At 48.8% G+C, this 13871-nt stretch carries 11 protein-coding genes; 8 read left to right on the top strand and 3 right to left on the bottom strand.

Annotated features, from left to right (window positions below; translation table 11 throughout):
• Nucleotides 1-143: 143 nt before the first annotated feature.
• The 3 genes from AC2T15_RS01160 to AC2T15_RS01150 all read left to right on the top strand — a co-directional run bounded on the left by AC2T15_RS01160 (nt 144) and on the right by AC2T15_RS01150 (nt 2972).
• A complete protein-coding gene (locus AC2T15_RS01160) occupies nt 144-602 on the top strand; it encodes a YiiD C-terminal domain-containing protein (RefSeq protein ID WP_486778512.1) in 459 nt (152 codons plus the stop codon).
• The gene (locus tag AC2T15_RS01155; protein ID WP_486778511.1) at nt 599-1804 is read left to right on the top strand and encodes a BaiN/RdsA family NAD(P)/FAD-dependent oxidoreductase; all 1206 of its coding nucleotides are present in this window, start codon (nt 599-601) and stop codon (nt 1802-1804) included. Before AC2T15_RS01160 ends, AC2T15_RS01155 begins: the two co-directional genes overlap by 4 nt.
• 178 nt (nt 1805-1982) lie before the next feature.
• On the top strand, nt 1983-2972 hold the full coding sequence (locus tag AC2T15_RS01150) for a hypothetical protein (RefSeq protein WP_486778510.1): 990 nt from the start codon (nt 1983-1985) through the stop codon (nt 2970-2972).
• 933 nt (nt 2973-3905) lie between these two features.
• Here the strand turns inward: AC2T15_RS01150 and AC2T15_RS01145 are convergent.
• From AC2T15_RS01145 to pilB, 3 genes are read right to left on the bottom strand one after another with little or no spacing between them, the layout of a single operon-like run.
• A complete protein-coding gene (locus AC2T15_RS01145; protein ID WP_486778509.1) occupies nt 3906-4802 on the bottom strand; it encodes a prepilin peptidase in 897 nt (298 codons plus the stop codon).
• Nucleotides 4803-4805: 3 nt separating this feature from the next.
• Nucleotides 4806-6017 (bottom strand): type II secretion system F family protein, encoded by a 1212-nt coding sequence (locus AC2T15_RS01140; protein WP_486778995.1) that lies wholly within the window; start codon nt 6015-6017, stop codon nt 4806-4808.
• Between the two features lie 9 nt (nt 6018-6026).
• On the bottom strand, nt 6027-7727 hold the full coding sequence (gene pilB / locus AC2T15_RS01135; protein ID WP_486778508.1) for a type IV-A pilus assembly ATPase PilB: 1701 nt from the start codon (nt 7725-7727) through the stop codon (nt 6027-6029).
• A gap of 421 nt (nt 7728-8148) precedes the next feature.
• Here pilB and AC2T15_RS01130 point away from each other — a divergent pair, with 421 nt between their 5' ends.
• The 5 genes from AC2T15_RS01130 to AC2T15_RS01110 all read left to right on the top strand — a co-directional run bounded on the left by AC2T15_RS01130 (nt 8149) and on the right by AC2T15_RS01110 (nt 12452).
• Nucleotides 8149-8652: a pilin gene (locus tag AC2T15_RS01130; RefSeq protein WP_486778507.1), complete on the top strand. Its 504-nt coding sequence runs from the start codon at nt 8149-8151 to the stop codon at nt 8650-8652.
• 93 nt (nt 8653-8745) lie between these two features.
• Nucleotides 8746-9903: a serine hydrolase domain-containing protein gene (locus AC2T15_RS01125; RefSeq protein WP_486778506.1), complete on the top strand. Its 1158-nt coding sequence runs from the start codon at nt 8746-8748 to the stop codon at nt 9901-9903.
• Nucleotides 9896-10897 (top strand): acyltransferase family protein, encoded by a 1002-nt coding sequence (locus AC2T15_RS01120; protein ID WP_486778505.1) that lies wholly within the window; start codon nt 9896-9898, stop codon nt 10895-10897. The genes AC2T15_RS01125 and AC2T15_RS01120 overlap by 8 nt, the downstream gene beginning before the upstream one ends.
• Nucleotides 10898-11188: 291 nt before the next feature.
• Entirely contained in the window at nt 11189-11356 is a 168-nt protein-coding gene (locus AC2T15_RS01115; RefSeq protein ID WP_486778504.1) for a hypothetical protein, read from the top strand.
• An 814-nt stretch (nt 11357-12170) separates the two neighbouring features.
• Nucleotides 12171-12452: a GIY-YIG nuclease family protein gene (locus AC2T15_RS01110; RefSeq protein ID WP_286594537.1), complete on the top strand. Its 282-nt coding sequence runs from the start codon at nt 12171-12173 to the stop codon at nt 12450-12452.
• Nucleotides 12453-13871 lie beyond the last annotated feature (1419 nt).

Genomic DNA, 13871 nt, shown 5'->3' with positions numbered 1-13871 from the left:
TTTAACAGAAATTGTGCTTAGGTTGAGCTATGGCCTTGGCGGTGGCCCTAAGCGTTGGACTAAAAAGATGCGCCAAGTTCGCCCAGGACCCCGTTATTTCTTTACAATAGCTATTCTTTACCATTGATTTGCTAGGTTTAAGCATGCAAGCACTCTGCCGTGAACTCGAAACTGTCTTTCGTCAGAATATTCCTCTAACTGAAGCCTTAGCCGTAAAGGTGCTGAGCTGGCACCAGCACTGTCTCGAACTGCAGCTGCCCTTAGCGGCCAATAAAAACCATAAAAACACCATTTTCGGTGGCAGCTTATATTGCGCGGCGGTGTTAGCCGGCTGGGGCTGGTTACATTTACGCCTGCAAGAAGCTGGGATTACTAACGGTGAAGTAGTGGTACAGGCCGGTGACATCCGTTATCCAGCACCCGCCAATTCAGATATTCACATTCGCTGCCAAGGCCCAAGCAGCGAAGCCTGGGATAAGTTTATTCACACCTATCAGCGCCGCCAACGGGCGCGTCTGTCTTTAACCAGCCAAGTCTTTACTGCAGACGGCCAGTTAGCTGCTGAGCTAAACGGGCAATATGTGTTGGTTGCTACCCCATGAGCGCCGCACACGTCGATGTCATTGTCTTAGGCGCCGGTGCGGCTGGTTTAATGTGTGCGCAAACCGCGGGGCACCGCGGTAAATCAGTGCTGGTGCTGGATCATGCCAATAAAGCCGGCAAGAAAATTCTGATGTCAGGCGGTGGGCGCTGTAACTTTACTAACCTTTATACCGAGGCCAGTCATTTTATTAGCCAAAACCCGCACTTTTGTAAGTCGGCCTTGGCGCGCTTTACCCAGTGGGATTTTCTAGCACTGATTGATAAACATCAGGTGACGCACCATGAAAAAAAACTGGGCCAATTATTTTGTGACGGCAAAGCCAGCGCCATTTTAAATCTCTTGCTTGATGAGTGCGCCGCCGCTGACGTCACTCTGCAATTAGATACCCGCATCCTTAAGATTCACGCCACTGAGCACGGCTTTAGCCTAGACACCGAACATAAAACCCTAGGCGCGGCCCAGTATCACTGCCGCTCACTGGTGATTGCCACAGGCGGCTTATCGATTCCAACCCTTGGCGCCAGCGGCTTTGGCTATCAAGTAGCCGAGCAATTTGGCCATCAGCTGCTGCCACGACGCGCCGGTTTAGTGCCCTTTACCATTACCGATGGGCAACTGAAACAGCTATGTGTTGAGCTGTCGGGCACCTCGGTGAGCGATTGCCAGGTTAGCTGTAATGGCCAGTCCTTTACTGAAGACCTGCTATTTACCCATCGCGGCTTAAGTGGCCCGGTGATGCTGCAAATTTCATCATTTTGGCAAATGGGTGATGTATTAGAAATTAACTGGCTGCCCGATCGCGACGCCACGCTCTGGCTAACCGAGCAACAACACAGTCGCCCTAATCTGGAGTTAAAAACTCTGTTAGCCGAGCGCTTTACTAAAAAGATGGCGCAGCTTCTGTGTGAGCAGTTTTTTAGTAACCTGCCACTGAAACAGCTCAACGCCAAGCAACTGCAACAGATAGGCGCTTGGTTAAATGGCTGGCAGCTGATTCCTGCCGGTACCGAAGGCTATCGCACCGCCGAAGTTACCCTAGGTGGCGTCGATACCCGAGAAGTTTCCTCCAAAACCATGGCGTCACTCAAACAAGCTAACTTGTACTTTATTGGCGAAGTTTTAGACGTAACCGGACAGTTGGGCGGATTTAACTTTCAATGGGCTTGGGCCAGCGGCCACGCGGCAGGCACTGCGGTGTAATTTTTCTTCTGTTTGGACGTTGAAATCGCTAAACTGCTGCCTTTTACAGCTATCGAATCCCCCTAACTTATAGAGGGTTAGATGTTATTGGTCGGCGCTGCATCTCGCCATTAACCTCGATCGCTCATCTAATGCGATGCTGCTGAATGTCTCTGCAGCGCTTATCAAGGAAGCTTTTATGTTTAATCGTTCTACCCTGTCTCGCTCTAAACCGCTGTTAGTGGCGGGTCTCAGTGCCTTATTAATTGCTTGCGGCGCTGACAAAACAGCCGATTTACCAGCCAAAGAGCTGTATAACAAAGCTATGGAGTACACCGTAGCTAAAGATTCTAAGTATGACTTTAATCTCAGCGGCACCATGACCGGCTTAGAAGAGCCGATGCTGCAGTCGATTCGTTTCACCATGGCCGGTGCTGCAGATAACAGCGCACTGAAGTACGAAATTCGTCCTGAAATTTCCATGCCGATCATGCAAATCAAGCTGCCAGTGCTGATTGATGTAAAACAAGAGCACCTGCTAATTGATGGCAGCAGCGTTGTGCCAATGGCCGCCATGCTCGATCAAGGCTTGTACGCTGCGCTGAGCAAGTATGAAAATAAAATTACCCGCATCACCAGCGCTGACTTAAACCTACCGCCGGAAGCCTTAGCCAAAAAAGACGCTGGCGTTGAGTTAATCAGCATTTTAATGAACAGCTCAATTGAAGCGAGCAAAACCGTTGCTGAGAGTAAGTTTAAGAAAATCACCGACAACGAAAAGGCTAAAACTTTAAAAGCTGCGGCCTTAGTTGAGCTGACCTTAGATGCTGCCGATGCTAAAGCGATGAATCAGCAAATGAATCAGCTGATTGTAGAAAAAGTAAAAGCCAGCAATAAAATCAGCGCCGAAGACAAAGCCGAGTTACTCCCTAACATCGAGCAAGCTCTGGCCGAACAAGCCGGCGAAGCCTACCAGTTACACACCCTGCTGTATCTCAACGATAAGCAACAACCGATCCACCAAGAAGCCAAGTACTCGTTTGAGCTAGAAGGCGAAACCGTGAACCTGAATGTGCTGATTGACTACAGCAACTTCGGCAAACCCACCTTTACCCTAGACGCCAAAGGCACCGAGTTTGTCGATTTCAACATGATGGACTTCTTACCGTTAATGATGATGGCGCCATAACTGCATAACTCATTACTGGCAGTCAACCTAAGCGAAGCACCTTAATCAGTGCTTCGCTTTTTTTGTGGATATCTGCCCACTACCCCCACCGTCTTCCCGGGCTTGACCCGGGATCCATGTCAGCAGCACACAACCTGCAGTAGATGCCGGATCAAGTCCGGCACGACGATTGGGGGGAAAGTAGGCACCGTGCGATGAAGAAAGCGCTCAGTGAAAGTTAAGCACAGTGCGGCTAAGACAACACTCGTCCAGGTTTAGTCCCAAAACAGCCCACCCCCACCGTCTTCCCGGGCTTGACCCGGGATCCATGTCAGCAGCACACAACCTGCAGTAGATGCCGGATCAAGTCCGGCACGACGACTGGGGAAAGTCCAACATAACGTTTTGGATTAAAGACAGCGTAGTGGCAGGAACGCTTGATTGAAATTGGCACGATGCGATTAAGGTAACTCTCGATCAGATTTAGTCCCAAAACAGCCCACCCCCACCGTCTTCCCGGGCTTGACCCGGGATCCATGTCAGCAACATAGAACCTGCAGCAGATGCCGGATCAAGTCCGGCACGACGACTGGGGGAAAGTTCGGCATGACGACTGGGGAAAGTCCAACATGACGTTTTGGATTAAAGACAGCGTAGTGGCAGGAACGCTTGATTGAAGTTGGCACGATGCGATTAAGGTAACACTCGTCCAGGTTTAGTCCTAAAACAGCCCACCCCCCACCGTCTTCCCGGGCTTGACCCGGGATCCATGTCAGCAGCACACAACCTGCAGTAGATGCCGGATCAAGTCCGGCACGACGATTGGGGGAAAGTTCGGCATGACAATTGTAAGTCCGGCTGACGATTGAGAGTAAAGCCCGGCCGACGTTTAGGGGTGAAGTCCAACACGACGCGGTTGAGGGTTAAGATAGGCACAAAGTTTGGAGGTAAAACTCAGAGCCCAGCAAACTCTAAATAAGCTTGGGTGATTTGATTGCCCCAAAGTAAGGCGATCCAGCCGGCGACGGCGAGGTAAGGGCCGTAGGGAATGGGCTTTTCCATGCCTTCTTTTTGTAAGCGCAAAATAATAATACCCAAAACTGCGCCTACTAACGAAGACAGCAAAATTGTTAGCGGTAAGACTTGCCAGCCGCCCCAAGCGCCCAGCATCGCCAGCAACTTAAAGTCGCCGTAGCCCATGCCTTCTTTGCCCATAATGAGCTTAAATAGCCAGTAAATACTCCATAAGCTCAGATAACCGATAGCAGCCCCCAATACCGCATCGCTTAAACTGACAAACATACCCTGAGTATTTAACAACAAGCCAAGCCAAAGTAGTGGCAGTACTAAAATATCGGGCAGCAGTTGATGATCGGCATCAATCAGGCTCATGGCCAACAAGCCCCAAGTCAGCAGCAACATAGCCATAGCCGGTAGACCAAAGCCAAGTTTCCAGGCCACCACTGCCGATAAAATGCCGCTGGCCAGCTCTACCAAGGGATAGCGCTTGCTAATGGCTTGCTGACAACCTGAACACTTACCTTTAAGCGCCAGCCAGCTAAGCAGTGGAATATTCTCCCAAGGCTTAATCACATGCTGGCAATGGGGGCATGCCGAGCGTGGCACCAATAAATTAAAACGCGCGGGTGTGACTGGGCGAACGCTATCGGCCGCTAACTCACCACTATCGATTAAAATTTCACGGGCTTGTTGTTGCCAGTCGGCGTACAGCATTTTGGGTAGGCGATACACCAGCACATTTAAAAAACTACCCACCAATAACCCCAGCAAAGTAGCTAGGACCACAAACAGTAGCGGATTTTGGCTAAAAAGTTCTATCCAAGTGTGCATGGGTTATACCACGCTGCCTAACTGGAAGATTGGTAAGTACATGGCAATAATTAAACCACCAATTAACACACCCAAGACCGCCATAATAATCGGCTCAAGCAAAGCAGTTAAGCCATCCACTGCGTTGTCTACTTCGGCCTCATAGTGGGTGGCTACTTTATCGAGCATTTCATCTAGGGCCCCTGACTCTTCACCAATGGCAGTTAATTGCAAAGCCAGTGATGGGAAAACCCCAGTGGATAACATCGAAGTATTAAGCTGAACCCCGGTAGAAACATCAGATTTAATTTGCATCACCGCATTTTTAAACACCACGTTACCCGTCGCCCCAGCCACCGAATCTAAGGCATCAACCAAGGGCACCCCAGCGGCAAAGGTGGTGGCTAAGGTACGGCCAAACCGAGCCACCGCCGAGTTATAAATAATATTTCCAAATACTGGTGCTTTAAGCAGTAAACGGTCCATACCATTACGAGCGGGTAACGAGCGGCGTAGCACCTCACGTATTATAAAAAATAACGCTATCATGCCACCAAGCACATACAGCCCATACTCTTGCAGCATTTCAGAAATACCAATCACCATTAAGGTAAAAGCCGGTAACTCAGCACCAAAGCCAGAAAACACTTCTTCAAACTGCGGCACCACCTTAATTAGCAAAATAGCCGAGACAATAATCGCCACCACAATAACCGCAATCGGGTAGTTCATGGCTTTTTTAATTTTAGCTTTAAGGGCTTCGGTTTTTTCTTTATAGGTTGCTACCCGCGCTAACAAGGTTTCTAAGGAACCTGAGGTTTCGCCCGACTCAACTAGGTTACAGTACAAATCATCAAAATAGCGGGGGTGTTTACGCAAAGCACTGGCAAAGCTGTTGCCCCCTGCAATGTCATTGCGTACTTCTTCAATTAGTTTGCGCATACTGGGCTTTTCTAGCCCTTCAATAATAATATTAAACGACTGTAATAACGGCACCCCGGCCTGCATCATGGTCGCCATTTGTCGGGTAAAAATAGCAATATCCATGGGCTTAATGGGTTTGCTGCCAAGTGTCAGGCCCTGTTTTTTTACCTTAATATCGGCAAGCCCTTGGCGCCGCAATTTGGCCCGCACCATATTGATATCAACCGCGGCCATGCTTCCATTCAGTTTATTGCCTTGGCGAGTTTTACCCTGCCAAACAAATACCTGCTCTTTTTGAGCCTTCTTAGCCACCATAATTTGTTAGTCCTTAGTTACACGGTTTACTTCTTCGAGGCTGGTTACGCCCTGAATTACTTTTTCTAATGCTGATCTGCGTAAATCATTAAAGCCTTCTTTACGCATTTGCTGATCTATCTCTATCGAGTTGCCATCTTGCATAATTATTTCTTGCAGAGCAGGGGTGATTTTAACCACTTCGTAAATCCCCACTCGGCCTTTATAGCCGCCATTACAGTTATCACACCCTACTGGGCCATACACCTTAAAAGTGCCTATTTGCTGCTCGGTAAAGCCTTCTTGCAGTAAAGTTTCTTTGGGTACCTCTACCACCGCCTTACAGCTATTACACAAACGCCGAGCTAAGCGCTGAGCAATAATTAAGTTGACCGAAGTAGCAAGGTTAAATGCAGCCACCCCCATATTACGCAAGCGGGTTAGGGTTTCTGCGGCGCTGTTAGTATGCAAGGTAGACATTACCATGTGCCCAGTTTGCGCAGCTTTAATGGCAATTTCGGCGGTTTCTAAGTCACGAATCTCCCCCACCATGATTACATCAGGGTCTTGACGTAAAAACGCCCGTAGCGCCTGGGAGAAATCCATACCCTGCTTAGGGTTAACGTTTACTTGGTTAATCCCTTCTAGGTTAATTTCTACTGGGTCTTCTGCGGTAGAAATATTACGCTCAACTGTGTTAACAATGTTAATCCCAGTATACAAAGACACGGTTTTACCCGAACCAGTGGGGCCGGTAACTAAAATCATGCCTTGGGGTTGTTCTAGGGCTTCTAAATACAAGGCTTTTTGTTCAGGCTCGTAACCCAGAGAATCAATACCTAATTTGGCACTGTCGGAGTCTAAAATCCGCAGGACAATTTTTTCCCCCCACAAGGTGGGCAAGGTATTTACCCGAAAGTCGATAGATTTAGTGGGCGATAATTTTAACTTAATCCGGCCATCTTGGGGTTTGCGCCGCTCGGAGATATCCATACTGGCCATCACCTTCAACCGTGCGGAAATTCGGTCGCGAACACTAACCGGCTGCTTGGTCACCTCGTGCAACACCCCATCGGTACGAAAACGCACCCGGTAGCTGTGCTCGTAGGGTTCAAAGTGCAAATCCGAAGAACCCATTTTAATCGCCCGTAATAACATGCTATTAACAAAGCGCACAATCGGTGCTTCATCGGCGGCATCGGTGGCTTGCTCTTTTTCAGTGGCTTGGTCTGACTCAGTCTCTAATCCTTCAAGGGCTTCGCCATCTAGCCCACCTAGGCTGTCCGCTAGACTGTCGTAAAGTTTATCTAGGGCCCGATCTAGCTTATCTTGCTCCACCAGTACCGCTTCTACCGCTAGCCCGGTGGTAAATTTAATTTCATTAAGGGCCGCCTGATCCCCAGGGTCGGCTAGCCCCACATACAATAAATGGCCTTTTTTAGCCAAAGGCAATACCCGGTGTTTACGGGCAGTTTTTTCGCTAAGCAGCTCTTTGTTAAGTAGTTTTTCGTTAAAACTATTTAGGTCAAAGTAGGCCACGCCAAACTGATCGGCGGCTAGCTCCATCACAGCTTTGGCTTTAACCAATTTATGCTGAACCAGCCAAGCAATAACCGGCTGGCCAGCCAACTTGGCATCGGCCACTGCTTTAGCCACTTTATTGTGCTCGGCCAAGCCTGCATCAACAATTTGCCGTGCCAGCCCAACTAATTTAATGGGTGCATCCATTTAGCTACCTGTACCACTGTTTGCGTAAAAGAATAAAGCCGCATCTTACTAGGCTGCCCGCAGCATGCCAAACATTTAACGCAGAGTTTTGCGGTGGGTCACTGTCGTGCTTACTTTAGCTTATGTAAGCTTGCCTTTAATCCAAGCCATTTTGTTCGATAACTGACATTTAGCGTCAGTTATTACTTTTTTTTGCCAGCTTATTTTATTGTTAGATTAGTTAATCATTAGCTGATACAAGACAAAAACCGGGTAAAAAATAGTGGCTAATATGCCCCCTAAGCCTAAGCACCACAGGGCGTACAAGCCAAGTCTTTAGTGGTAAATAAAAATACTATTTGAAAGTTGGCACAAAGCTTGCTTATACTTTTAGCAACAGATTCATTCGAGTCTGATTTTTTAACCTAAATGGAGTTTTCACATGAAAGCACAAATGCAAAAGGGTTTTACCCTTATTGAATTAATGATCGTAGTAGCGATCATCGGTATTTTGGCCGCGGTAGCGATTCCTCAGTACCAGAACTATATTGCTAAGTCACAGGTTAGCCGTGTGATGAGTGAGACGGGTAGTCTTCGTACAGCAGTTGAAGCTTGCTTGCTAGATGGCAAAACAGGTGATGATTGTGAGCTAGGATGGACTAAAAGTAATTTAATCGCAGGTAGCGATGAAGGTAGCGGTAATGGTAGCGGTACTGAAGGTAGCGGTACTGGTCAAAGCGGCTTAGTTGTAAGCTGGGCAGCAAGTGCTGATGCTAATACAACGATTGAGGCTACCTTTGGTAATAATGCAGCCCAAGCTATTGCAACTAAAAAACTAACCTGGACGCGTGATAAGGATGCTGTATGGACTTGCGGTACAACTGTATCTGAAAAGTTTGCACCTGCAGGATGCACTGCTGCAGCTGCTCCTGCTACTGGTGACTAATTTAGCTTGAAAGCAGTAATGCGTTTTACAAAACGCCCTGATTTTTCAGGGCGTTTTTGTTTTGAAAATTATAATTAAGCTAAGCGAATAAAAATGATACGAGTATGTTTCTACGGCATTCTGGTAATAGCTTGTTCATTCGGGCTTTGGATTGTGCATCACTCAGCCCAGGATGGCACTTGGATTAGTCGCCAGTTTTATCTTTTAGAAAGTTTACTTGCCTCTAATAATGAGCATTGCCATGGCTCTAAAGAAAAATTGCTAAAACAAGTTTTACAAGCAGGGCGCGAACAAGGCTCTTTAGCCTCACAAGTGGCTTATTTATCACCGAATGGTGAAATGTCTGCCTGTGCTAGTGCCCCTCGCGGTGAAACCCCCAGCCTCAAGGCTCGCTACCGTTACGCTAGTTTAACCAAGCTGTTTACCGCACAAGCCGTGCTCACTTTAATGGCAGAGCAAGCACTGCCACTTGACACACCTTTATCTCAGTTCATCCCCGAAGCGAAGAACGCTCAAGATTCACGCTGGGCAGAGGTCACCATTGAGCAATTACTTACCCATAGCGCAGGCCTTGATAGGCTGCGTTCCTATGACCCTATGACGCGCCACGCCGTAACGCCGTGGTGCCCTGGCGATATGGAACAGCTTGAAAAATTTACACTCGATTTTGATCCAGGCACAGATTATGGCTATTCCAACTTAACGTATTGCTTGCTTGGCTTGGTGCTCGAACAACTCACCGATGTACCTTTTACCGAGGTATTAGAAAACACACTGGGCATCAGCAACTTTGATATGCAGTTTATAGTAGGCCCCTATTTGCCCGATGAAGTGCAATATGATTTTCGCCATACTGGGTTTTACAGTGAAAATTATTACGAATACATGGATTTCCCAGCGTTAGCCTCTTCGGCAGGGTTGTCTGGCACTGCATTAGGGCTAATTGAATGGATTGCCGCTCAACGCCAAAACAATACACTCACCGCTACCGAGCACGTATGGCCACAAAAGTGCGACCTAAGCAAAAAGCGCGCTTGCTATGGCTATGCCTTATTTCCGTACCGTAAACAAGGCAGTGACTTACTGGTGCAAGTGCAACAAGGCTATGTGTTCGGTGCATCCTCATCGTTAATATTTGATGAGCATGGCGGTGTATTCGTATGGCTAGGCAATGGCTCAGCCCCCAAAGGCAGTGCTTCAGATAACATGCTCGATGCCATGTATGAGCTTTTGGCGGCGCATTATGAATAAGCCAACGCAAGTTTTGCCAACGTATTTACCAAGCTTAGATGGCTTGCGTGCGTTGGCGGCTTGGTTGATTGTGCTGTATCACGCAAAAGCACCAATGATATCGGGCGGTTATATGGCCGTGGATGTGTTTTTGGTGTTATCTGGGTTTTTAATTACGCGTTTGCTTATGGCAGAAAACAAAAGCACAGGCACTATTAATTACAAGGCTTTCACGCTACGCCGTTTACGCCGCTTAATGCCTGCGCTACTGCTTATGTTGCTGGCGTATTTAATTGCCGCACCGTTCTTTTTTGATTATGCACCTTGGACAAGCCATGCACGCGATGCCTTTTGGACGAGCCTTTATGTCATCAATTACGCCACAGTATTTGGCGACAAAGTTGTTTTGCTTGGCCATGTCTGGACGCTGGCAGTAGAAATGCAGTTTTATTTAGTTTGGCCTCTCTTGTTTCTACTCATTCGTAAAGCACCTGTGCGTGTATGCTTATTAGTTGTGTTTGCGTTATTTCTTGCTGTTACTGGTTGGCGTGCTTGGTTGGCCACCTATTCAGGTGACGTATGGGGTTTTTATGTGCGCACCGATGCGCGTGCTAGCGGCTTATTATTAGGTGCTTTTATTGCAATGTTGGGGCGCCGCCTACCTGAAACATGGGGTTGGGTAGGGTTGCTGCTACTAGGGTTTGCATTTACCTTTTTTAGCACGCACTGGCTACCCTCTGCACAGTATGGTTTTACTGTGGCCGAAGTCGGAGCTGCTTTGATTGTTTTAAGTCAACCCCGCTGGCTGGCAGGTAAAGTGTGGACGTGGTTAGCTCTCATGTCTTACGGCCTTTACTTATGGCATTACCCAATCATGCAGGCACTAAAACCATGGATAGAAGATTGGCGTTTAATGGCTTTGGCAGGTGGTGGGCTGGGGCTAATGTGCGCCATGGCTAGCCACTATTGGCTGGAACGTAGGTTTTATCAACGCCGTGTAACGCAAGTAAATTAGTGTGTTGGCTATTATTGTTCATACTTAATTATTTAAGTAATGATAGCTTGCACCTTCGAGACAATACCTCCCCCCTTTTAAAATCGGAAACACATCACATAATACTGAAGTATTAATTGTCACTGTACACTGCTGGTATAAAATCACCCCCAACACTAGGCCACGCCCTAGCCACCGCAAACCAAGACTTCTACCGCTCAATATCACTCTGTTAAGGCGTGTTCTTACCCTTAAACTTGGCTGCATCCAGTAGTAGATTGCGCTTGGTAAGCCACACCAGGGAGGATGAGAATGAAAAAACCGCTAACAGTTATTTTGGTTGCGTTAGCCGTATGGCATTTCTACGGCTATGGTTGGCCAGACTTTATGCAACCCTATGTACCGCCTATTTTAGTCAAATCAGAACATATCAGCGGCAACCAAGACTCCAATAGCGAACTTAGCCCAAACAATCCGTAGGCGTAGTACGTGCCTTAAAACCTATTCCCGTAGTCCCAGAATCCATACTAGTGCCATACACCCTGCAGCAGATGCCGGATCAAGTCCGGCACGACGATTGGGAGAAATCCTGCATAAGGTTTTGGGCAGTCCAGCGCGACGGTTGGGAGAAATCCTGCACAAGGTTTTGGGCAGTCCGGCACGACGATTGAGAGTGAAATCGGGCATGACGTTTTGGCGAGGTCACGCACGACGGTTGGGAGTGAAATTGGGTACGACGCTTGGGGTTAAGGTCGGCACAACATACGGCGGTTAAGTCCGACGTGACGTTTAGGTTCAAGGCCGACACGATACTCTCCCCCGTCGTCCCGGGCTTGACCCGGGACCCATTAACCCCGTTACGACAGGCACCCCATTACAGCCCACTTTATAACCAATGGTCACGCAGCAAGATTGCACTCACCCGCAGCAGATGCCGGATCAAGTCCGGCAAGACGTTTTGTGAGAGTCCGGCACGACGGTTGGGGTGAAATCGGGCATGACGTTTTGGCGAGGTTACGCACGACGATTGAGAGTGAAATCGGGCATGACGTTTTGGCGAGGTCACGCACGACGGTTGGGAGTGAAATTGGGTACGACGCTTGGGGTTAAGGTCGGCGCAACATACGGCGATTAAGCCCGACGTGACATTTAGGATCAAGACCAACACGATACTCTCCCCGTCGTCCCAGGCCCCATTCATCCAAATCACAATACACTTTGTGTAAGACGTAGTTTTGCGCCCTCCCCATCAACATCTATATTTCCTTATACAAACATTTATAAGGAAATAACAATGCAACCCGCAGTATATATCCTGGCTAGTAAATTGGATGGCACGCTCTATATCGGTGTTACTAGCGATCTCATACAGCGCGTGTATCAACACAAATACCATGCCACAGGCTTTGTAAAAAAGTACTCTGTGACTCGTTTAGTATTTTATGAAATACATGAAGACATGTATTCAGCTATTACGCGTGAAAAGCAACTAAAAAACTGGAAGCGCGCATGGAAAATCACACTAATAGAACAAAGCAATCCTAATTGGCGAGACCTATATTCTGAACTTTTATAAGCCCACCCCCGTCGCCCCGGGCTTGACCCGGGACCCATTAACCCCGTTACGACAGGCACCCATGCAGCACGGCCATTACAGCCCACTTTATAATCACTGATCACGCGGCAAGATCGTGCTCACCTGCAGCAGATGCCGGATCAAGTCCGGCACGACGTTTTGTGGGAGTCCGGCGCGACGATTGAGAGTGAAATCGGGCATGACGTTTTGGCGAGGTCACGCACGACAATTGAGAGTGAAATCGGGTACGACGGTTGGGGTTAAGGTCCGCACAACATACGGCGGTTAAGCCTGACGTGACGTTTAGGTTCAAGGCCGACACAATACTCTCCCCCACCGTCTTCCCGGGCTTGACCCGGGATCCATTACCCCCGTTACGATAGGCACCCCATTACAGCCCACTTTATAACCAATGGTCACGCAGCAAGATTGCACTCACCCGCAGCAGATGCCGGATCAAGTCCGGCAAGACGTTTTGTGGGAGTCCGGCCTGACGGTTGGGGTGAAATCGGGCATGACAGTTGGGCTTAAGGTCGGCACAACATACGGCGGTTAAGTCCGACGTGACGTTTAGGTTCAAGGCCGACACAATACTCTCCCCCACCGTCTTCCCGGGCTTGACCCGGGATCCATTAACCCTGTTACGACAGGCGCCCATGCAGCACGGCCATTACAGCCCACTTTATAACCAATGATCACGCGGCAAGATCGTACTCACCTGCAGCAGATGCCGGATCAAGTCCGGCACGACGTTTTGTGGGAGTCCGGCGCGACGATTGAGAGTGAAATCGGGTACGACGGTTGGGGTTAAGGTAGGCACAACGTACGGCGACTAAGTCCGACATGACGTTTAAGCTCAAGACCAACACAATACTCTCCCCCACCGTCTTCCCGGGCTTGACCCGAGACCCATTAACCCCGTTACGACAGGCGCCCATGCAGCACGGCCATTACAGCCCACTTTATAACCAATGGTCACGCGGCAAGATCGTACTCACCCGCAGCAGATGCCGGATCAAGTCCGGCAAGACGTTTTGTGGGAGTCCGGCACGACGATTGAGAGTGAAATCGGGTACGACGGTTGGGGTTAAGGTCCGCACAACATACGGCGGTTAAGTCCGACGTGACGTTTAGGTTCAAGCCCTACACGATACTCTCCCCCGTCATCCCGGGCTTGACCCGGGATCCATTAACCTCGTTACGACAGGCACCCCATTACAGCCCACTTTATAACCAATAATCACGCGGCAAGATCGTGCTCACCTGCAGCAGATGCCGGATCAAGTCCGGCACGACGTTTTGTGGGAGTCCGGCGCGACGATTGAGAGTGAAATCGGGCATGACGTTTTGGCGAGGTTACGCGCGATGATTGAGAGTGAAATCGGGTACGACGGTTCGGGTTAAGGTCGGCGCAACATA

The organism is Thiopseudomonas sp. SA1F2-1K (assembly GCF_057443035.1).
This window is presented reverse-complemented; position numbering and strand designations above follow the sequence as displayed.